The organism is Streptomyces ovatisporus, from assembly GCF_042653885.1.
In the GTDB taxonomy this organism is placed as follows: Bacteria; Actinomycetota; Actinomycetes; order Streptomycetales; family Streptomycetaceae; genus Streptomyces; species Streptomyces ovatisporus.
The window spans coordinates 240306-261073 of record NZ_JBHSFH010000005.1 but is presented as its reverse complement, the minus strand read 5'-3'; the positions used below and the strand labels follow the sequence as shown (position 1 = coordinate 261073).

At 71.2% G+C, this 20768-nt stretch carries 12 protein-coding genes and 1 pseudogene; 7 read left to right on the top strand and 6 right to left on the bottom strand.

The annotated features are described in order from the left end of the window. Nucleotides 1-79 precede the first annotated feature (79 nt). Complete coding sequence (locus tag ACFPA8_RS09565) at nucleotides 80-1066, top strand: alpha/beta fold hydrolase (protein ID WP_386445311.1); 987 nt, start codon at nucleotides 80-82, stop codon at nucleotides 1064-1066. 185 nt (nucleotides 1067-1251) lie between these two features. Here the strand turns inward: ACFPA8_RS09565 and ACFPA8_RS09560 are convergent, their stop codons facing one another. Both ACFPA8_RS09560 and ACFPA8_RS09555 read right to left on the bottom strand, forming a co-directional pair. Beyond that, a complete protein-coding gene (locus ACFPA8_RS09560; RefSeq protein WP_386445308.1) occupies nucleotides 1252-3084 on the bottom strand; it encodes a GmrSD restriction endonuclease domain-containing protein in 1833 nt (610 codons plus the stop codon). 490 nt (nucleotides 3085-3574) lie between these two features. Beyond that, nucleotides 3575-4615, bottom strand: a complete 1041-nt coding sequence (locus tag ACFPA8_RS09555) for an ArsR/SmtB family transcription factor (RefSeq protein WP_386445305.1) — start codon at nucleotides 4613-4615, stop codon at nucleotides 3575-3577. 388 nt (nucleotides 4616-5003) lie between these two features. Here ACFPA8_RS09555 and ACFPA8_RS09550 point away from each other — a divergent pair, with 388 nt between their 5' ends. Both ACFPA8_RS09550 and ACFPA8_RS09545 read left to right on the top strand, forming a co-directional pair. Beyond that, a complete protein-coding gene (locus ACFPA8_RS09550) occupies nucleotides 5004-5987 on the top strand; it encodes an alpha/beta hydrolase (protein ID WP_386445302.1) in 984 nt (327 codons plus the stop codon). A gap of 69 nt (nucleotides 5988-6056) precedes the next feature. Continuing rightward, a pseudogene (locus tag ACFPA8_RS09545) lies at nucleotides 6057-6282 on the top strand (site-specific integrase); the annotation flags it as partial. Between the two features lie 69 nt (nucleotides 6283-6351). Here the strand turns inward: ACFPA8_RS09545 and ACFPA8_RS09540 are convergent. After that, nucleotides 6352-7467 (bottom strand): PucR family transcriptional regulator, encoded by a 1116-nt coding sequence (locus ACFPA8_RS09540; RefSeq protein WP_386445299.1) that lies wholly within the window; start codon nucleotides 7465-7467, stop codon nucleotides 6352-6354. A 391-nt stretch (nucleotides 7468-7858) separates the two neighbouring features. On the opposite strand from ACFPA8_RS09540, the gene ACFPA8_RS09535 reads away from it, so the two are divergent. Together ACFPA8_RS09535 and ACFPA8_RS09530 are read left to right on the top strand one after the other, a co-directional pair. After that, complete coding sequence (locus tag ACFPA8_RS09535; RefSeq protein WP_386445296.1) at nucleotides 7859-8425, top strand: hypothetical protein; 567 nt, start codon at nucleotides 7859-7861, stop codon at nucleotides 8423-8425. Nucleotides 8426-8752: 327 nt separating this feature from the next. Next, nucleotides 8753-11125 (top strand): ArnT family glycosyltransferase, encoded by a 2373-nt coding sequence (locus ACFPA8_RS09530; RefSeq protein WP_386445294.1) that lies wholly within the window; start codon nucleotides 8753-8755, stop codon nucleotides 11123-11125. A gap of 342 nt (nucleotides 11126-11467) precedes the next feature. Here ACFPA8_RS09530 and ACFPA8_RS09525 read toward each other — a convergent pair whose 3' ends face one another. Genes ACFPA8_RS09525 through ACFPA8_RS09515 form a run of 3 tightly spaced genes read right to left on the bottom strand, consistent with a single transcriptional unit; the run spans nucleotide 11468 to nucleotide 17444 of the window. Beyond that, on the bottom strand, nucleotides 11468-14176 hold the full coding sequence (locus ACFPA8_RS09525; RefSeq protein WP_386445291.1) for a glycosyltransferase family 4 protein: 2709 nt from the start codon (nucleotides 14174-14176) through the stop codon (nucleotides 11468-11470). 2 nt (nucleotides 14177-14178) lie between these two features. Then, on the bottom strand, nucleotides 14179-16554 hold the full coding sequence (locus ACFPA8_RS09520) for a glycosyltransferase family 4 protein (RefSeq protein ID WP_386445288.1): 2376 nt from the start codon (nucleotides 16552-16554) through the stop codon (nucleotides 14179-14181). Next, entirely contained in the window at nucleotides 16551-17444 is an 894-nt protein-coding gene (locus ACFPA8_RS09515; RefSeq protein ID WP_386445285.1) for a glycosyltransferase, read from the bottom strand. The genes ACFPA8_RS09520 and ACFPA8_RS09515 overlap by 4 nt, the downstream gene beginning before the upstream one ends. A gap of 736 nt (nucleotides 17445-18180) precedes the next feature. On the opposite strand from ACFPA8_RS09515, the gene ACFPA8_RS09510 reads away from it, so the two are divergent. Together ACFPA8_RS09510 and ACFPA8_RS09505 are read left to right on the top strand one after the other, a co-directional pair. Then, a complete protein-coding gene (locus ACFPA8_RS09510; RefSeq protein WP_386445282.1) occupies nucleotides 18181-19449 on the top strand; it encodes a PucR family transcriptional regulator in 1269 nt (422 codons plus the stop codon). Between the two features lie 262 nt (nucleotides 19450-19711). Next, a complete protein-coding gene (locus ACFPA8_RS09505) occupies nucleotides 19712-20731 on the top strand; it encodes a hypothetical protein (protein ID WP_386445279.1) in 1020 nt (339 codons plus the stop codon). Nucleotides 20732-20768: the final 37 nt, after the last annotated feature.

Genomic DNA, 20768 nt, shown 5'->3' with positions numbered 1-20768 from the left:
GGCGGGCAGCACGAAGATCCGCGCCGGCCTCGCCGCCCGCCGGGCTCGGCACAGGCAGATCGAAAACCCTGGAGGACGCATGTCTCAACCCGCCCCGGTCAGGCAGGCCACCCATCGCCTGATCTCCTCACCCGCCGGCAGGACCCACCTGGTGGAGCAGGGAACCGGACCGTTGGTGCTGCTGGTGCACGGGTTCCCCGAGTCCTGGTACTCCTGGCGGCATCAGCTTCCGGTGCTGGCTGCGGCCGGGTACCGGGCGGTCGCGGTCGATGTCCGCGGCTACGGGCGTTCCTCCAGGCCCGGCGACGTGGCCGCGTACCGGATGCCCGCGCTGGTCGAGGACGGCGTCGCCGTGGTGCACGCCCTGGGCGAGGAGTCGGCAGCGATCGTCGGCCACGACTGGGGCTCGGCCATCGCCGCCAACTCCGCCCTGATCAGGCCCGACGTCTTCCACGCGGTCGCGCTGCTGAGCGTGCCCTACGCCCCGCGCGGCGGTCCCCGGCCCAGCGACATCTTCGCGCGGATGGGCGGCGACGAGGAGTTCTACGTCAGCTACTTCCAGGAACCCGGACGGGCCGAGGCCGAGATCGAACCGGACGTCCGCGGCTGGCTCTCCGGCTTCTACGCCGCTTTCTCCGCCGACACCATGCCCGCCGCCGATGCCCCTGACCCGCACTTCGTGAGCCGGGACGGGACGCTGCGCGAACGGTTCCCCGCCGGTCCGCTGCCGGCCTGGCTCAGCGAGGACGACCTCGACGTCTACGCCGCGGAGTTCGAGCGGACGGGCATGAGCGGGGCGCTCAACCGCTACCGGAACATGGACCGCGACTGGGAGGACCTCGCCGAATTCGACGGCGCCCCCGTCACCCAGCCGTCCCTGTTCGTCGGCGGCACTCGGGACGCCTCCACGACCTGGATGGCCGACGCCATCGAGGCGTACCCCACCACCCTGCCGGGGTTGGTCTCCTCGCACCTCCTCGACGGCTGCGGCCACTGGATCCAGCAGGAACGCCCCGACGAGGTCAACCAGATCCTGACCGGCTGGCTCGCGTCCCTGCCCGCCTGAACACCGGCCGGATACCTGCTGCCTGACGAACGACCGGCAGTCGGCCGGTCAGGCCGACGCGGTCCGTCTAGACCGGAGACGGCCGTACCGTGTGCCTTGTCACGCGACGGCCCCAGGGCGACGAGCCGAACCAGTGTTTCGCAAGTCAGGAGTTTCGGTCGGCCTGGCGCAGCGTGCACTCCGATTCAGAGATCCTCCGTGTCGTCCGTTGCGTCGAGGCTGATCTCCGTATCGCTGGATTCGTCGTCAAGAATCGCCTTGCCCATCGCCGCTGAAATGCTGGCAAGCAGTGCACTCTTGCGGGCGCTGAAAAAGCCCTCGAAATCGTCGGCGGCCATAAGATCCGGTCGACTGGCGTGGGTCAGGATGCGAGCCGCGACCCCCTCGGGTGCGGTCTCTGCGCTCTTGGCCAGCCGCTGCAGGTACTCGGAAGGCGCTGCGCCCCCGATGATCCTGTTCGTGCGAGCAGTCAACGGGGTCTTGTTGACGATCGAGTTGTACTGATTTGCTTCGTACCCGAATTTCTCGCACCACATCTTGGGGAAGATGTGGTGGATGTCGATGGACTCGTCGAAGTAGCTCGTGACCTCCGCTTTCTCTCCCGTACGCCAGTCCACTGCGCCGGCCTTGAGCAAGAGGGCATAAATTCCCTTGTAGGCAGCGCTGTTACGGGTTCGAAGTGTGAGGAGGCGCCCCTCCGAGAACTGCGCGGCGGTGACGGTCCGCGGCTCCGGTTCGCCACCCCGGATCCAGCCGACCACGTCAGGCAGATCTTGGCTGAAGCGGGTCTCGGTGGAACCGCCGTAGAGCTCCCCGAACACTCCGCACCAGAACCATCGAGCGAGCTTTTGCTGGGCCCCCGCGCTCTGTGCAGCCTCCCCAGCCATGGCCAGGATGGCGGCCAGCGGAATCAATTGAGTTCCGTACGGGAGGAATTTCGTATCGAAGAGGAACTGCTGATGTAGGAACTTCGCGGCAGCCTTGAATCCGGCGATAACAGAAGGGGCAAAGCGAATGTAGTCGTCCAGGGAGAGAGCGAGCATGTCCTTGCGCTTGCAGCCGATCCGAGGGAGCCGCTCTTCCTCGACTCCACGGTCCCGCTCGATCCTGCGCCGGTCTGCAGTGGCCAGCAGAGTCACCGCTTGGAGAAAGTCCGTGTTGGAGACTTCACGCAGCAGCCGATACCTGGGCGCTTTCCAGGCCGCGCGGCACTCCTGCTCCCAGTGTTTGCGCAGGTCGAACTCGTCTGCGGCGTAGGTGGCAGTGAGCAGTTCGAACACGGTCAAGGTGACACCGCCCGTGTTGACCTTCTCGAAAACCTGACACACGGCCTGGCGTGGAGTGGCCTTCCCCAACTCGATGACCGGCACGTGGTAGCGGTCGAAAGGGCGCACGAAGGTCTCGTTGAAATCGCGCCACAGCTTGAGTTTTTCCTTGTCGCCGCCCCAGTAGTCGATGAACTCGTAGCCCCAGTCCCCGCCGTCGAAGACTGCATGCAGGGGGAACATGTGTGCTTCATGTTCGTGCTTGGCTGTCGAGTAGTCCTCGACAATCTCACCCCGGAAGCTCAGGACTTTTCGCGACGCGGGCAGGAAACGGATAGCCTCGTCACGGTCGCCATCCTCGTCCAATGCCTTGAGCATATCGACGTAGAACCAGCCGGTCGCCCGTCGCTTGCGCAGGTCCTGGGTGACCACAGGACTCTTCAGCCTCAGCGCCTGGAACAGGGCGGTCAGTCGCTGCTGCCCGTCGAGAACGAGAGACTCAGGGTCGGGCTCCCCAGCAGGAGTGGCCCCTTCGATTGGGCGATACTTGAAACGGACGTCACCGCCTGCTTTGAGTAGCATGATCGTGCCGACCGGGTAGCTCAGCGAGATGGACGCGAGGAGACTCGAAATATTCGGGTAGGGCCATACCCAACTCCTCTGGAACTCGGGTAGCTGGGCTTTCCCGGTCTCGACCTGCTGGAGTAAATCGCGCAGCGGTCGCTTGTCGATGCTGAACGCTTCGTCAGCCACGGGGGCTCCCTAGAACAACAGCCGGAACCTGGCCCCGGCGGATCATCTGTCGTACGCCAAGTTACCGACTGGCGTCCTCAGTTGACAGTCACTCAAGTCCTTGTGGATCAACTGTATTTGAGCCTGAAGTCGATCGCACGATCTTGACTCGTTGCGATCGAATGTGAAGGGGCGAGTCGCCGTGAGACAGCTTCGGCTTCGGGCGAGCGTTCGTATGCGTGAGAGGGCAGCGGAGTAGTCGGCGTACAGCTGCTTCCGGTTCTCCAGTGCTCGGTCCGCCCGCTCACGGCGCCACCTGAGCCCGCATCGCGCTTGGCGGTGTACGCGACGCGAACGCTCGCCCCCTGGCGATCTCTTTCAACTGGTCCGGCAAGGGCCTTGCGGCATGTCGACCGTGGGAGGCGCATCCGGAGGCAAGGGAAGTGCTCCGGCGCCCGGCCGGGTCCCACGCCGCCTTTTCGCCGCGTCGGCGCGCGCCGCGCACCCCGCCTCACCGCCCCAGCAACTGCCGCCCCGCCCCCGTCAGTCGGTGCACCATGTGCACCCCAGCCCGCTCGCTCCGTACCAACCCGCCCTCCCGCAGCACCTTCAAATGCCCGCTGACCGTCGATGGGGGCATCCCCAGTCGCGCCGCGATCGCGCCCGTCGTGAAGGTCGCCGTCAGTGCGGCCAGCACCCGCGCCCGCCCGGTGCCCAACAGCGCCCCGAGCGCCCCCGAGGGCCGGGCCGCGGCGACGCCGGAAGGCCCCTCCGGGCCGCCCGTCCCCTCCGGCCCGCCGGGGCCGAACCGCACCGGACAGACCACCACCGGCGGCAAGTTCGGATCCGCGATCGCGATCGGCTTCGTGTGGCAGAAGAACGACAACACGAGCCGCATCCCCCGCCCCTTCAGATGCAGGTCCTGGTCCACCGGATACGGCGCGCTCAGCACCGGCTCCCGCCAGGCGAACGGCGTCAGCCTGCCGAGCACCCCCTCCATACCGGCCTCCAGCGCCTCCAGCCGCCAGGCCCGGTCCGCGGCGATGGTCGCCTCGACTTCGCTCCAGTCCGGCACGATCAGCCGTGAATGGAAGGTGTGCACCGCGTCGGCGACGCTGCCGAGCAGCGCCCGGTCGCCGGAGGCGAGTTGTCTGATCCACGACGGCAGGGGGCGGTACGGGGGGCGGTACAGGGCGGCTTTGCGTACCTCGCGGGCGAGACGGGCGCCGGGCGTGGCACGCAGCGTGGCCAGCGCCGCCGACAGCCCCTCCTCCGACTCTGCGGGAGTCAGGAAGTCCGGGAAGTACGCGGCGTCCGCCGGTGCCAGATCGCTCAACAGACGGCAGGCCGAACGCAGTTCGCTCCCGGACTCGCCACGCAGCCGCTCCCGCGCTCGCCGCCGCCACGGCCGCAGCCGGGCGGGGAGGTGGGCCGGAGGCGTGGTGAGCACGTGCAGCCCCAGGATCGCCTCCCAGATCGGATCGGCGGACCTGGCCGACTGGACGTGCCGGAAGTCCCGGTCGGTGAAGTGGATGCGCAGGGCTCCGGCCATGGCAGCGAGATTAGTGCCGTCGAGGCCCGTCACGGCCTGCGGATTTCGAATGAGCCGGAATTCCCTTCCGGCCCCTGCCCGTACGCGTTCCTACGCTGAGCCCTCATGACGACGAGGCCCTCGCAGGGGGCCACGGGGTGCGTCGTGTTGTGGCCTCGGCGGACGGTGCCTTCCGCCGTGACCGGCCGCGGCGACCGGCCGCGGCGACCGGCTCCCGTGCTCGCGAAGCCCCCTTCTCACTCTCGCCGCCGCCCTCGGCCTGCCGGGTCCGGGGGCGGTGGCGGCACGGCGAGGCGCGGCGCCGAGTCGCCACCGGGGAGACCGCGGACGTCCGGCCTCCCGGATCCCGGACACGACCACCGAACAACCCCTCACCCAGGAGGTCCTGATGACTGATCAGCAAATGTCCCGCCGGCGTCTCCTCTGGACCGGCGGCGGTCTCTCCGCCGCCCTCGTCCTCGGCGGCGCCGGAGTCTTCGCGACGGGGTCGACGGCCGCCGCCGCCGAGGACGGCTTCGGCCTGAAAATCGTGGAACGCAACGAGAGCGACCCGCGGATGCGGTACTTCCGCTTCGCGACGGAAGCGATCGGCTGGGACCCCGCCGTCAACGTCCTGCTCCCCGACGACTACGAGTCCTCAGGACGCTCGTATCCCGTCCTCTACCTGCTGCACGGCGGCATGGGCGACTTCCGCTCGTTCGACGGCCTGAAGATCCGCGAACTGACCGCGGGCAAGCCGATCATTGTCGTGATGCCGGACGGCGGCCGCGCGGGCTGGTACACGAACCCCGCCCACTCCAACACGGGCCCCAGGAACTGGGAGACCTTCCACATCGACCAGCTTCTCCCGTGGATCGACGCCAACTTCCGTACGCACGCGGAGCAGAACGGCCGCGCTGTCGCCGGGTTCTCCATGGGCGGCTTCGGTGCGCTGAAGTACGCGCTCAAGCACGGGGACCGGTTCGCCTCGGTGAGCGCCCACTCCGGCCCGCCCAGCCTCCGACGCGACGCGGGACTCGTCGTGCACTGGGCCAACGTCAGCTCTGCGGCGGTGGAGTTGGCCGGTGGAACGATGTACGGGGCGCCGCTGTGGGACGAGGCCAAGGTCACCGCCGACAACCCCTGCGAGAACGTGGAGAAGTACCGGGACAAGCGCGTCTTCATGGTCGCGGGCACCAGCCCCGACCCCGTCAACTGGTTCGACAAGGCCAACGAGACGGAAGTTCTCGCCGGGCAACGGGAGTTCCGGGACCTGCTCGGCAAGGCCGGCATCCAGCACGAATGGCACGAGGAGCCCGGCGGCCACATCTTCCGGGGGAACATGTTCAGCCGCGACCTGGACGGCATGATCGAGCGGCTGCGCAAGGCGTAGGGGGCGGGACGGTCCGGGCACCGCCCGGGCACCGGACGGAACACCGGGCGAGGGGAGCCGGGGCCGCGCACGCGGGTCGCCAAGGATGCGGGCCTTCGCGTCGTCCGGCTGCACGACGCCCGGGTGCGCGACGCTGCTCGTCGTTGCCGGCGTCGCTCCTCGCGTGGTGAAGGAGATCCTGGGGCACTCTCAGATCAGCATCACGATGGACGTCAATACGCACGTCGTGCAGGACGCTCAGCGCGCGGCGATCAGTCACATGGACCGGCTGCTCAAGCGGTGTCCAGGGTCGTGACCGGCCCCTGCTGTTGATGTCAGATCTGGATGTCGGAGGCCCCGGACCTCGATCGGTCCGGGGTCTGCCCTAGCCGCCCAGCCCGCGCCCCGCCTCGGCGCCCCGTTGCACGGACAGCAGGAGCAGGGCGAGTTCGGCGCGCAGCCGGTGCAGGGGGTGGGCCAGGTCCAGGCCCGTGAGTCTGCGGATGCTGCGCAGCCGGTAGGTGAAGGTGTGACGGTGTACGTACAGGCTGCGTGCGGCCGGGGTGGTCCGCAGCCCGTGGGCCAGATATGCGCGGAGGGTGTCGAGGAGGTGGCGGTGTCTGTCGCTGGTGCGGAGCGGGCCGAGGCAGGCGTCGATGAACGCCTCGCGCCGTGCCGGGTCCTGCTCCAGCGCGCCGATGATGGGCAGGATCTGCTGGACCTTGACCTGGTCGAGCCCGTAGTGGTGTGCCAGTCCGGCGGAGGCCATGGCGTGCCGGGCGGCGTGTGCGGCGTCGTCGTCGACCCGGGCGAGGCCGTGTGCGGGGAAACCTCCCGGGACGGTGGGGCGTTCGCGGGAGTAGCAGATCACGCGGGAGTCGGCCACGGCGGCGAGCGCGTGCGGATTGGCGGCGCGGAAACGGCCCAACGCCGGGCGTGCGTCGGGGAGTCGGACAGTGGCCAGGCACCAGCGCAGAGGCGTCGCGACGTCCGCGGGCAGCTCCACGGTGCCCGTGCCGTGGCTGCTGACGCCGCTCAGTGTCTTCACCGTCTGCTCGAACTCGTCCACGGGCGCGGACGATTCGAGGCGTACGTCGCGGTAGCCGGCGGCGATGGCGGTGGTGGCCATGGCCAGGACGCGGGTGAACTCCCCCTGGGGAGCGCCGATGCCGGCGCCGTCGATCAGCCGTGCGCAGACATGCTGGAGGAGTACGGCGTCCTCCAGCGGTACCCGACGGCCACAGTGGCTGCGCCCGCGGCGGCGGAAACGACGGGCGGCGTCGGTGCCGGTGATGTCGCCCGCGAGCACGGAGAGCCACAGTGCGACGTCCTCCGCTACGTCACTCACGGCCAAGTGCGCGGCGGACGCAGGTAGATGGTGCTCGTCGAGCACCTGCCGGGCCAGTCCGGCGGCATCGTGCTGAAGTCTTCGTACTGCGTGTGCTCGCGGAGGAGAGTCGCAGCACTTCTGGTGACGGGTGACGGGTTGGAAGGCTGCCATCGCGGCTCCTCGTCGGGGTCGATTCAAGGCGGTGGGTGCGCGCGTCCGCACGGGGAACGCGCTGTGGAGACAGGCCTCGTCGTCGGAGTCTCGTAGCTGAGTCGATCTTGAACTCGACTCTATGAACGCCGGTGCGGCCTTGTCAGAGCCGATCGAGTGAAGCAGCGGAAGTTGGATGATCTCGCTGTGGAAATCGGCGCCACCGGGCAGTCCCGTGGGTTTTCTCGTGCGTTCTGGCGGTCCCTTCTCCGAAGGCTTCTACAGCGTGGCCAACTTGCCCGTGCTTTCCGGTTGATGGAAATCCTTCGCGCGCATCCTCAATGCAGGTGCGGTCGGAGACATCGGCGGAACGACTGCCGACGCCGCATCACACGGGCCGAAGGAGACATGCATGAGTAGTGCCAAGAGCCGGCGCCGGCGAAATGGGATGCGCCGTAAGTCCGCCGGAGCCGGAATCACCGCGGCGCTCGCCTTGTCGGCGATCACGGCGGGCGGTGGGGGAACGGCCTTTGCCGCCGATGGACCGCAGGCCATGGACGTACCGGCCGGCTCTGCCGGAAGCATCTCCGTCGAGGGGGTGCCGTTCAGGACCGCGGTTCCCGGACAGCCCGGATATCCGGCGGTCAAGATTACGAATCTTGGCGGCAGCACCGTCGATTCGCTGCCGATCGACGTGAGGCTGGATTCAGACGCCTTGTCGTGGCCGTTCACCGAGCTGTTCAGGGACAACAATGGGGAGCGGGTGGCGATGTGCGAACTCGACCGGCTGAACCGGAAGATGATGCATTGTGACGCCAAACTGAATCTCCACCCGGGCCAGTCGGTCACGCTGCGCACCGAAGTCGACACCGCCGATTACCTCAAGCCCGACGAACTGCCGCGTACCAAGTGGAAGGTGGACGGCCACGGGGAGACCACAGCCGAGGTGACGATGGTGAAAGACGACGCTGCTCGCTGAAGCTGAGCAACGCGGCAAGAGCAAGGATGTGAGCGGGCCGATCCTCAAGAGGGGCGGCCCGCTCGTGCTGAATTCAGCAGCTACAGGCTCGGCAAGGCGCTGGAGAACACCCGGAGAAGAAGTGCGGCCACTGTGTCCATGGATGCGGTCTCACCATTGATCGCGTCTCCCGCTGCTCGTGGGATGTAGCCCGGCCGACGAGCAGAACAGGGGCGGACGACGATGAATCCGGACAGGGCCTTGCCCGCCGCAAAGCACTGGCGTGGGCGCCATGTGGTGGTGTGCGACCGATGGGAGACCTACCGACCGGGGCTAATCCGGCGCGAGTTGAACCCCACCGGCACCGGCACCGGGAGCACCGGCGCCACCTTCCGCAGCGATTTCCACAGCACCGAGACCGCACGTGAACTCCGTCGTGCGGGAGTGCACGTCACGTATCTGACGGCCCGTCCGCGTGGCGCGGCCCGTCGTGAGACCACCGTTCACGGCACGGTCGTACGCGGCGGCGGGCGCCTCACCGTATGGCTGTTCGTGTTGCTGTGGCTGGTACGCAACCGTCACACCGTCGATGCCGTTGTCGGCGTATGGAACGGGCTGCCGTTGTTCAGCCCCCTGGTGCTGCCGCGCCGGACTCCGGTAGCGCTGCTCGTACCTGCGGCGCCCCGCCGACGGGCCACTGCCGGACGCGGACGCGCACGCCTGCTGCGCGGTGTGGGCGTGCTGTGCCCGATTGCGGGTCTCCTGCGCCGAGTTGAGGCGCGAGCGATTCGGCTGGTATACGGACGGCGAGCGCTGTGCGTCGTCGTGCCTCCCTCCTCCCGCGATGCTCCCGTCCCCCGCGACGCCGCCTCTTCCCGCGACGCTCCCGGTTCGCCCCCTCCCGTACCTTCCTCCGCCGTATCCCCCGCCTCTTCCTCCGTTGCGCTCCGCGCGAGCCTCGGCCGGCGGGGACGGTTGTATCCGGCGCAGCCGGGACCGGCGAACACGGCGCACCTGCTGGCCGCGCTGACCGCCGAGCACCAGCGGCTCCATGCGCCGGGCCCGCCCTCGCGGATGCCGGGCGACGCCCGCACGCCGGTCACCCTGCCGCGCACCCCACGGACGGCAGTCGGGCTCGCCGCCCTCTGCGTTTTCGCGCTCGTGATGAGGATGACCGCCGTCGACAGCGCCTACGACCTCCACGTGGACGAGTGCTACTACGTCGAGATCGGCCGCAGCATCGCACGCGGCGAAGGACCGGCCTACCACGGCGGCTACTTCGCCCTGCACCCGCCCGCGTTCTTCGCGCTGCTCGCGGCCGTACTCCAAGTGACCGGCAGCCACGGCGACTTGATGACCGACGTACTCGCCCTCAGGCCGGTCAGCGCGGTCCTCGGCTCCGTGGGGATGCTTGCCGCGACCATGCTGCTGCGCCGGGCGGTGCGCCCCGCCGTCGCCTGGGCGGTGGGGCTTCTCCTCGCCCTCGACCCGTTCCTCAACCGCTTCGACAGCCGCGCCATGCTGGAGGCCCAGGCCATGGCCGCCACCGTCGTGGGCCTGCTCATCCTCGCCCGCACGCCGAACGGGCGTCGAGCCCGTACGGCGACGGCCGTGGGGGCGGGCCTGGCGTTCGCCGTCGCGGTCACGACCAAGGACTGGTACTCCCTGATCACCTTTCTGCCCGTCGCCGCGCTCGGACTGCTCTCCACGGGCGCGGTGCGGCGGATGAGACTGACGGCCGCCGCGGTCACCGTCGCGGGCTACGGGAGCTATGTCGCCGCGACCGCCGCGACCGGGGGCTGGCCCGCGTGGCGGGAGCAGAAACTCGACGGACTCCTCCGGGCGTTGGGCGTCAGGCAGATCACCGGATTCGGCAGCCCGCACAACACCACCGATCTGCGCGGGCGGCTGCTGGCCCACCTCGACCTCTATCTCGTTCCGTACGGCCTGATCGCGCTCGGCGCGTGTGCCACCGGGTGGCTGCTGTGGTGCCGCCGACGGCATCCCGGACTCTTCGCCGGCTCTCCGGCACGCTCGCTGATCACGGCCGCGGCGGCCTGCTCGTACCCGGCCAACGCCTATGCCGGCGTATGGGGCACCACCGAGGAGCAGATGTTCTATCCGACGGTCGTCCTCAGCGCCCTCGCCGTCGGGCTGGCCGTGCACCTCTTGCGGTGCCGACAGGTCCGGACGCTGCGCGGCACCTCTCACGGCCGTGTCCCCAGCCGTGGCGGGAGCGGGGACCGTGACGGAGGCCGCAGCCGTACCGAGCGCCGTAGCCGTGGCCGGAGGGGCCGCATCGTCGCCGCGCTGCCGCTGCTGCTCACCGCGCTCGCGCTCACCCTGGACGCCCGCGCCTGGACCCGGGTCCACACCACTCCCGACGACGCCCACCGGCGCACCCGCGTCTGGGTCGACGGCCACATTCCCCGTGACGCCACGATCGCCGCCACCGACGACACCGTGCCCCAGGCCATCCCCCGCGCCCACCAGCGCGACTTCACCGGCCCGGAGGACCTGGTCCGGCTGCGTCCCGGCTATCTGGTGGTCTCAAGGGAGCTGGTCGCCCAGGGTTACACCACCATCACCCCGGGCCTGTACGCCGAACTCGACCGCTACGCCCGCCTCGTACACCGCGAACCGGGCGCCACCGCGAAGGCGTTGGAGATCTACGAGGTACGCCGCTCCGCCGACGCACAGGCGCGCGGGAAGCGGCGCTGAGCGGCGTCTGCTGAGCAGCGGGCGGCTGCGCGGCCGGCGGCCGTACGGGAGCCGCTGTGCGCTGCCTTGTCCGGGAGGCCGGAAGGCCGGGACGCCGGTTGGGGTGCGGGGGCCGGTGCCATTGCGGGGTGCTGTTCACGTGGTCAGGCGCTCCGTGTGCCGCCAGGAAGCACAGGAAGCACGCGTGACGCGGATACGCTTCCCCGCCCTCCGCGTTCGGCCTCGGTTCGGCTCCGGGCCGAACTCACCGAGCGCCCAGCGGCGTTGAGGGCGCGCCGGCGAAGGCGTCGACGTGCGGCCTTCCCCCGCAGCCGCCGCGCCCCCGGCGGCCCCGGCGGCATGTCACGTCACGGCTCCACGACCGGTGCCCTCACCGCGCCCCGGCCAGTGCCCGTCCTCACTGCGCTCCCGGCCCACGGCCCGTTCGTAGAGGGCGAGTTGGGAGCGGGCCACCGCGTCCCAGTCCAGGTGGACGACGCTCGCGGGACCCGCGCTGCCGAGGCGGCGGCAGCGGGCCGGGTCGGCGGCGAGCTCCGCCAGGGCGTCGCCGTACGCACGGACGTCCTCGGGCGGTACGCGTACTCCCACCGCGTCGGTGACGAGATCGCGCACATTCGGGATGTCGAAGGCCAGGACGGGCGTGCGCGTGGCGAGAGCCTCCGCGGCCACGAGTCCGAAGGTCTCGTAGCGGCTGGGTACGCAGACCAGCCGGGCATCGGCCATGAGCGCATAGCGGGCCTCCCCTTCGACGCGTCCGAGCCAGCGGATCCGCCCCTCCACGCCGAGTACTCGGGCGAGCGCGCGGGCGGCCCCGGCGTCCGGCCCGTCGCCCGCGATCAGCAGATCGCAGGTGGTGCGCGGCGCGGCCGACGCGTAGGCGCGCAGCAGCAGATCGAGCCCCTTGGAGCTGGTCTCCAGGCGCCCGAGGTACAAGACGTGTTCGCGTGCGGCGCCCGCCGGAGCGGTGAACGCCGCGCGGTCGATCCCGTTGGGCAGCGCGGTGACCTGGGCACCGGGGCGACGCCGCCGCAGTTCGGCGGCGAGGCCCTCGCTGACGGCGACGAGCGTGCTGTGGGAGCGCAGGCCCAGGCGTTCCACGAGGTGGAAGGGCAGCCGGTACTGCTTGCTCTTCTCGGCGGCGGCGAGCCACTGCACCACGCCGACGACGGGCCGCCGCGTCAGCCATGGGACGCACACCGATGAGAAGGGCGCGGCGAAGTCCTCTACGACCAGGTCGGGGTCCATGCGGCGGATCAGCCGCCACAGGCCCGTCAAGACGGCGCAGAAATAGGCGAGTTGGCACAGCTTCCCGCTGCCGGCGAGGGGACCGGGCCGCCGGGGCAGCGGCAGGTAGCGGACGCCGTCGCGGACCGTGGGGGTGCAGCCCGGCCCCGGCCACGGTGCGCAGACGGCGGTCACCTCCACGCCCCGGGCGGCGAGGCGGCGGTCGATCTCGTGCGTGCGTACGGAACCACCACCGGCACCGGGGCGCCTGGGGTCCTCGAAGGCGAGGTGCAGCACCCTCAACGGCCCTTGCGTACGGATGCGTTGACGGTCCCGTACGGCGGCCGCAACGGTGGCGGCCAACACCACGACGGCCAGGCACCACAGCGCGGTGTGCCCGCGCAGCGCGTACAGGACGCAGGCCACCGCCGCCGCCGTGACGCAGGACGCGGCGGCGGTCCGCCACAGCGGCGATGCGATCCGGCGTCCGGCCAGGACGAGCGAGACGGCGGCCGTCGCGGTGGTGAGCAGGGCGGCGCTCCAGGCGAGGCGAGCGGGATGGCCCGCGGTGGCCGCGTACAGCAGGGCACCGGCCGGGCAGGCGGCGGCGAGCAGCCGCATCTGCTGCCGCAGCGGGCCCCGGGCGAGGAAGACGGTCGCGGTCATGGTGAGGGTGGCGGCGGCCAGGCCCGCGATGGCCAGCGGCAGCAGCAGCGCGGCGGAGCCGGCGTAGGAAGGGGGCACGGCCAGGGCAAGCAGCGGCCGGGGGCAGGTGACGACGGTGACGGTGACGGTGAGGGCCGCCGCCCAGTGGAGCCGGAGCGCTCTGTGTACGGGAGCGTGGTCGATGCGTCCACGGGCGGCGGGTGCGGCGTCCGGTGCGGCCGTCGGCGGAGTGGAGGGTGCTTCAGCCGCCGGGACGACCGGTGAGGCGGTCAACTGCGGGAGCAGTACGGCCGCCAGCGCGGTCGCCGCGTACAGCGGGACACGGGCCAGCACCAACAGCCCTTGGTACGGGGCGAGTTCTGTGCTGCCGGAACGTACGGCGGCCGCTACGACGACGTCCAGGGACGGCAGCAGGCACATCAGGGCCTGAGCGACGCCGACGGACGCGGCCCGCCGCCAGGGCGCCGGGCCGCCGCCTGCCGCTCTCGGGGGCGGCCGGTGCGCCCTCGCGGTTCGCCGGGCAGGCAGGGGACGCCGGTCGGACAGGAAGGCCGCACCGGCGGTGGCCGCCGCGCCGGCGGCGATACCGGCGACGGCACCCGCACTGCTGCGGCCCACGAGGAGGAACGAGAGCGAGGCGACCGCGCGAACGGCCGCCTCGGCGGGCCACAGCACCGCCAACCGCCCGAAGTCCTGGCGGCTTTGCAGACATCCGGCGCCCGTGGCGTTGGCCCACAGCAGCACGGCGGCGGCGGCGACCGCGGCCATCAGCGCGGGACCGGCATACGTGGCACACGCGGCGCAGGCCCCGGCGCCGCAGACCAGTGCGTAGATCCCGGCCGTGCGCAGGCAGAGCCTTACGCCGCGCGCCCGCTGGACGGGCCCCGGGGGCCGGTCGGCCAGCTCCCGGGTCACCAGAGCGGGCATCGTGGCGCCTGCGAACGTCCCTACGGCGAGCAGAACGTTGGAGGCGGTGGAGTAGCGGACGTACTCGGCGGGAGCCAGCATGTGGACCATGAGCAGGGAGAGGCTGTAGTTCCCGGCACCGGCAAGCAGGGTGGCGCCGGTGAGTGCGGCGGCCGCACGTGAAGTCCGGTGCCGCGGTGGGGAACCGGCGGCGATCGTACGGGAGCGGGTGCCCGTCGTCTTCGTTGCGGACATGGTCAACCCGCCTGCTCTTCACGGCGGTTGGAGAGCGCCGGTGAACCGGGACCGGTGCGGGCGCGGGCGAGCTGGCCGCCGGACCCACCGGTCGTGGTGGTCCTGGTGGTCCTGGTGGTCCTGGTGGGCCTGGCGGCAGGGGTGGTCGCGTCGGTCGCGCAGGGGCCGTCGCCGTGGATCCCGCGCACGGCGTGCGCCGCGGCCAGGGCCAGACAGGCCAGCGCGGCGATCAACTGCGGGTGGCACAGCCGTACTTCGAAGGCGCCGCGGGCCTCGGCGTAGCAGAGATGGACCAGTCCCCCCGCGCACCACGCGGTGATGAGGAACGGCGTCCGGCGATCCGGTGCCGGCCGGTGTGCCAAGAGCGCCGCTTCCGTCGCCGGACGGCGTACGCATCGCCACAGCAGCCAGAGGACCGTCGACGTCCCCAGCGTGATCACGGTGCAGCCGATGACGAACTGCGGGAAAACACCCGCCGGTTGGTGCGGGCCCCACAGCCCCCACGGTTCGCGGGTCCTGCCGCCCGCCGCCACCGCGACGTACACGCCGTACGCGGCGGCCACGGCGGCGATGAGGCACACGGCCTGCTCCCGCCCCCCGGCGCGGCGGCACGAGAGAACCGCCACCGGGAGCACGCCGGTCACCGCGTATGGCTCCCCGGCGGCGACGGCGAGGGCGAACAGCACGCCCGCGAACGCGGCCACGGCCACGACCGGACGCGCGGCCACGACCGGACGCGGCAGCATCCCCGGCACGGCGGCCGCCAAGCGCGGCAGCGCCGAACGGGCCCCGGCGGACCGGCCGTCGGCAGAAGTGCAGTCCGGGGCGCGGTGGTCTCGCGTCCGGGGCTTCGGGACCCGGCGGTCCGCGCCGCGGCGGCCCCGCCCGTCGCCCGCCGACGGATGCGCGCGCCAGCCCAGCAGATCCCGGTGGCGGGCCAGCCGCACCTCGATCCGGTCGTCGTACGGGTCCAGTCCCATCCGTACGAGCGCCGCGCGCGCATCCTGCTCGTCGGCGCCGGTGAGAAGCAGCGCGGCCCGACTGTCGCCCGTCTCCGCCAGATCGGTCGGCCGCAGCACACTCGGGTCCGCCGCGTCGAACAGTTCGCGGGGCAAGGTCACCACGGTGCAGCTGTCGCTCACGGGCTGTTGGCCGAAGTCCCCGCGCAGGCGCAGACGTTCGGCGGTCAGCGCGGACAGCAGGTGCGCGGCGGTGGCCGTCCAGGTGAACCTGGCGCTCCACTCGCGGCAGGCCCCGGAGAAGAGCGCGTACTGGTCCGGGTCGCGCAGCGTTCGCAGTGCCTGATCGAGCGCCCGCACGAGCTGCCCCGGGGCTTCGCGGCCGCACGCGCCGTCCTCGCCGCTGCCGACTTCCTCGCCGCGCACATCGGGCGGATCCTCCTCGGCCAGCCAGCCGGTGCGGCCGGGCCGTACGGTGTCCCGCAGACCCGGTACGTCATAGGCCACCGCCGGCACCCCCAGGGCCGCCGCCTCCATGACCGACAGGCCCCAGCCTTCGCGCGACGAGGGGAGCGCCGTCAGCCACGCCGACGCCACCAGGGCGTCCCGGGCACGCGCGGGCAGCCGCCCATGGAGGACCACCGCCCGCCCCACGCCGAACTCGGTAACCAGGCGCTGGAGTTCGGACCGCGCCGCCCCGTCCCCGACGATGTGCAGCTCCGTACCGGGCTGAAGCCGCAGCAGCGGCGGCATGGCACGGATCAGACGGTCGAGCCGCTTCTGACGGGCCAGCCTGCTCACACACACGATGCGAGGCCTCGCCGCTCGCGGGCCGGGGGCCGCGGGCGTAAGCCCCGGCGGCGCGAGATACACCGGGCCGCGCAGGCCCAACTGCGAGCGGATCTCCGCCCGTGACGAAGGGGACACCGCGCAGACCGTCCCCCGCCCGTAGACGAGGCGGCTTCCGGCAGCCTCCAGCCATCTGCCCAGCATGGCGAGGGGGCGGGGGAGCACCGCGAACTGCTGCTGGTGGACGTGGTGGATGAGCAGCAGTACAGGCGTGCGGCGCCGCACCACCAGGGGCGCGAAGAAGGGGATGCCGTTCTGGGAGTCGACGACGCCGTGCACTCCGCGGCGGTGCAGCAGCAGCCACAGCAGCACGAACGGATAGACCGTGTAGCGCCCGCCGCCGCGGACGACCGTGCCGTACGGCGTGCGTTCACGTCGCGCGCTGCCGCGGGGTCTGGCCGTGAGGAAGGTGACGAGGACTCCGGCGTCGTGGAGTTCGCGGGCGACCCGCTCGCAGTACGACTCCGCGCCGCCCGCCTGCGGATGGCGGCCGTCACGCCAGTTGGCGATCACCACGTGCCGACCGCGCCAGCGGTCCGTTCCCGGGAAGGACTCCCGCAGCCCGCTCACGACGCACGCCCCTTCTCCGTAGCGGCAGTCCCCGCAGCAGCGGTCCGCGTAGCGGCGGTGTCCGTTCCGCGGACCGCCGCAGCAGCGGTCCGCGTCGCGGCGTCGGGCCGCTGCCCGCCGGAGAGGTGGGCGAGGCGGCGTCGCAGCCGCCACAGGTCCGCGGCGGCGCGGCAGCCGTCGCTCACCAGCCGGAACGTCGACCCCTGCCGGTCGCTCCACGCCACCGGGAACTCCACGGTGCTCAGCCCCAGCGCACGCGCACGGGCCAGCACCTCGAGGTCGAACGCGAAGCGCGTGCACGTCACGTCGGCGAACAGCGGCAGCGCCGCGGCTGTAGCGAAGAACTTGAACCCGCACTGCGTGTCCGCCACCGGCCCCGACAACCCCCGTGCCAGGAAGCGGAATCCGCAGCCGCCCAGCCGCCGGGACAGCGGCTGGCGCACGACCATGCGCGCCCCCGCACAGCGGCGGGAGCCGACGACCACCTCCCAGCCCTCGCGCAGCAGCGTCAGCGCGTCGTCCAGTGCATGGGCAGGAGTGGCGAGATCGGCGTCGCAGAAGCCCGTCCAGCGGGCACGGGAGGTGAGCACTCCACGTGCCACCGCCGCTCCCTTGCCGGGACTCGCACAGCCGGTGACCATGACCGGCAGCCCCGAAGCGGCCAGCCGGTCGACGCATTCGGCCGTGCGGTCGCTACTGCCGTTGTCGACCACGCGGACCCGGCCGGTCAGCGGAAGCCGCCGAAGGTGGCCGGTCAGGGCCCGTATCGTCGCCTCGATGCGGTGTTCCTCGTTGTAGGCGGGGACGATGACTTCGAGGTCGAGCGGGCCGGCGAGCCCGCCCGCCAGGGCAGGGGACTCGCTCGCGCCGGGGGGACACGGCAGTGACATGTCGGGCGTTGCTCCTTGGTAGGCGGCCCAACCGGCCCCGGCCGCAGGGCGGTCGGTCGTCCGCCGCCCGCGCCCCGTGTACGCGGACACTTCCGCCGACCTCACGCGAAGCGTGCCGGGAGTGCCGTCGGCATGCGGTGTCGGTGTGCGGTGTGTACGGGCGTAATCGGGACGGGACGGCTCCGAAGACCTGTCCAGCTGGGACGGGGAAAGTGCTCGGCACAATGAGCACCTGACGGTCCGGCACGAATCGGATACCGGCGGAGGCGATTCGTCGCCCCGCTGCCGTACAGAAGACCCCGGAATCGAAGTTCCCCGAAAGGCCGCAGGCGTATTCAAGGCCACCCTGTACAAGCCCCTGCCCCAATTTCCGCGTAAGGCGGTCGGACTACTGCACAAGGTGATGTTCGACCCGGGAAACGTCTCCCTGCAGGGTGAGTTGGGGCTTTGGCCTGCGGACAACGCCGGAGCACGGTCCGTACCACGGTGGCCGCCAAGGATTCCCGGACCCCTGTGTCCGCAATCATCGATTCCCGGTTCGCCGCACCCGGAAGGCGGACTTTGTCCAACATGGCGCCCGCTTCCGGGAAATCGCCGCCGACTTTATGCACGTTGTCGATTGTCGGCGAGAACGCGCCACTCCCAGGCTTGAGCGAAAGCCCGGCAGCGCCAGCGCAACGAGCGCGCTGAACCGAGGCATTACCCATCGCCAGGAGTGTTCGTGCACCATCCTTCCTTGCCTGAGATCTCCGGCCTCCCCGCCCGTTTCCCCGCGCCCGCGCCGCGCCGTGCCGTGGACGACGGACGCGACCGCCGGGCCGAGCCGCTGGCCCGCCGGCTTCTGGCCGAGCCCCTCGTCCAGCGGCACTTCGCGGACCGGCTGAGCCTCGCGGTGGCCGTGGACGACATGACGCTGTGGCTCACCGTGGCTCGCGGCCGCGTACCGGCGACGGCCCTGCGCCCAAGGTTCGACGAACGCTTCGACGTTCACCGGGCCGCGGGCCTGTCACCGGAGGAGAGCCTGCTGCTGCACCGGGCTTACGTCCGCGCGCTGACCCGGGACAGATCCCCCTCCGACTCGTCGCAGCCCACGGAACATGCGCTGCGCCGCGGCATGGAGGCCGCGGCGGCGGCGAGCGTCGCGGCGCACGGAGGCGCGGTCGCCACGGGTGGTGAGGCGCCGGGGACGTCCACGTCCGACGAGCTTGTCCACGACGGGACTTACCCCGGGGCACGGGCCCACGGCACGGTCCACGACCGCGCCGACCCGCGCGCCCACGACCGCGCCGCTGAGCGGACTCACGGCCGCTCACCCGAGCGTTCACCCGTCCCCGCCGTCGAACAGCCGCTGCCGCAGCCGCCCTTGCCTTCGGCACCACCGCCGCTGTCGTCCGGCGACCGGCGCCCGGCACCACGGTGGTGCCTGGCCGTGATCCTGGCCGCGGACGGGGAGCGGGAATCCCTGCGGCGGTTCCGCGCGGCGAACCCCGACGCGCTGATCACCGTGACCGGAACCCATGTCTGCGCCTTCACACAGGAACGTCCCTGCTCACCCGAGGTCCTGGGTACGTACGCACTGGTCGTGGTGGAGAACGGCGACACCTCCCGCGCCGCACGGCGGGCCGCCCTCGCCGCCGTCGTCGCACGCCACTACGGGCTGCCCTTCGACACCCGCCAGGGACTCCCGCTGGTCGCCGCCCTCGACATGCCCCCCGAGGACCGGAGCGCCTTCGTCAAAGCCTGTCTGGGCCCCCTGGTGACCGACAGCGCCTGTCGCCACCTGCTGGACACCCTGGCGGCCTTCCTGGCACACAACCTCTGCGTCACCGCGACCGCCCGCAGCATGTACGTGCACCGGCACACCTGCACCTACCGGCTGCGCGCCATCCGGAAGCTCACGGGACTCGACCCGTACAAGCCCTTCGACCGGATGCGTGCGGAGTTCGCGCTCATCCTCAGCCGCGCTGATTCTCCCTGGACGGCTCCCAGGAGGCGCGGCGCCTGAGGCCCGGGGCCCGTCCGAAGAAGACGCGGCGAAAGAACGGCCGCCGGACCCGGCGCGAGGAGAGCGCCGGGTCCGGCGGCCGTGCGTTCAGCGCGCCATGGCGTCGACGCTCCCGTACCTCCCGGACACAGGCCGACCTGGCCAAAGAACCGAGCCGTCACACATCGGCCGCCCGCCGCAGGTGAATCCCCTTGAAGAGCGCGGGGCCGGACCCCGGCACCGCGCCGTGAAAGACACCGAACTCGCCAGGAAAGGCGGACACATGGAAACCATCGACCAGCGTCGGCGGACGAAGAACAGAGCAGCACGGCCCACGGGACTCGCCCGTACGGCAGTGGCCACCCTCACCGTGGCCACGAGCATGCTCGGAGCACTGGCGGTCGGAAGCACCCCGGCGGCAGCGGACGAATCCTCGTCGCCGACCGGCACGCTCACCAACCAGAGGAACGGCCAGAAGATGGCTGCCTGGGACAACGTGCTCCGCGCCGGCCAACCCGCAAACACGGTAGACCCGGCGATCTGGCCCCATTACACGAACCTCGACTGGACCCTCGAACCCCAGGAAGGCGGCAAGTACCGCCATCTCAGGCTCACCGACGCCCAAGGCCATGACTGGTGCCTGAGCAACGTCCCGAGCCCGTACAACAACACCTTCCCGACGAGTTTCCGAAGCTGTGACGACTCCACCGTCCAGGACTGGATCGTCGAGCCCGCCACCGACGGCGGCAAGGGTGTGACCATCAGCCCCCGCAACGACCCGAGCAGGCATCTCGCGCCGGTCACCCCGCAGCCGTCGTGGGCGAGGCTGGGCCTGACGTCCTCCAACGACTCAAGCTCCCGCTGGGACTTCTCCGGCCGGCTCACGCCCACGCCGCCGCCTCCGGCCCCGGTGGCCAAGCCCGTCGTGAGGCCCGTGAGCCCGTACTCGGCGAAGGTCAACGGGCCCGCGCATCCCGCTGTCAACGTCGTCAACGACACCAGCGGGCACGTCGGGAAGCTGACGGTCACTCTCAAGCCGGGTCCGAAGGGCGTGAAGTTCTACAGGGACCAGGAGGTCCTCGTGCAGCGCGAGAACGGATCGAAGGTGCCATACTCCTGCGTGGTCAAGCAGGTCTCCGACACGGCGGAGTGCGAGGTCGATCTCGACCTCGGCCAGGGCGAGTCGGCGCGGATCGAGGCCCCCATCTACACCGAGGGCCTCAGCGCGGGTGAGATCCCGAGCATGCGGTTCACCGTCGGCGGCGCCGATCCCGTCAAGGTCGACTTCATGATGACGGAATAGCCCTCAGGCAGCACCGGGCGGACCTGGGGCGCACAGG

Coding starts and splice junctions, on each gene's coding strand:
- ACFPA8_RS09565 (WP_386445311.1), top strand. CDS start 80: ATGTCTCAACCCGCCCCGGTCAGGCAGGCCACCCATCGCCTGATCTCC.
- ACFPA8_RS09515 (WP_386445285.1), bottom strand. CDS start 17,444: ATGTCACTGCCGTGTCCCCCCGGCGCGAGCGAGTCCCCTGCCCTGGCG.
- ACFPA8_RS09535 (WP_386445296.1), top strand. CDS start 7,859: ATGAGTAGTGCCAAGAGCCGGCGCCGGCGAAATGGGATGCGCCGTAAG.
- ACFPA8_RS09540 (WP_386445299.1), bottom strand. CDS start 7,467: ATGGCAGCCTTCCAACCCGTCACCCGTCACCAGAAGTGCTGCGACTCT.
- ACFPA8_RS09555 (WP_386445305.1), bottom strand. CDS start 4,615: ATGGCCGGAGCCCTGCGCATCCACTTCACCGACCGGGACTTCCGGCAC.
- ACFPA8_RS09550 (WP_386445302.1), top strand. CDS start 5,004: ATGACTGATCAGCAAATGTCCCGCCGGCGTCTCCTCTGGACCGGCGGC.
- ACFPA8_RS09525 (WP_386445291.1), bottom strand. CDS start 14,176: ATGTCCGCAACGAAGACGACGGGCACCCGCTCCCGTACGATCGCCGCC.
- ACFPA8_RS09505 (WP_386445279.1), top strand. CDS start 19,712: ATGGAAACCATCGACCAGCGTCGGCGGACGAAGAACAGAGCAGCACGG.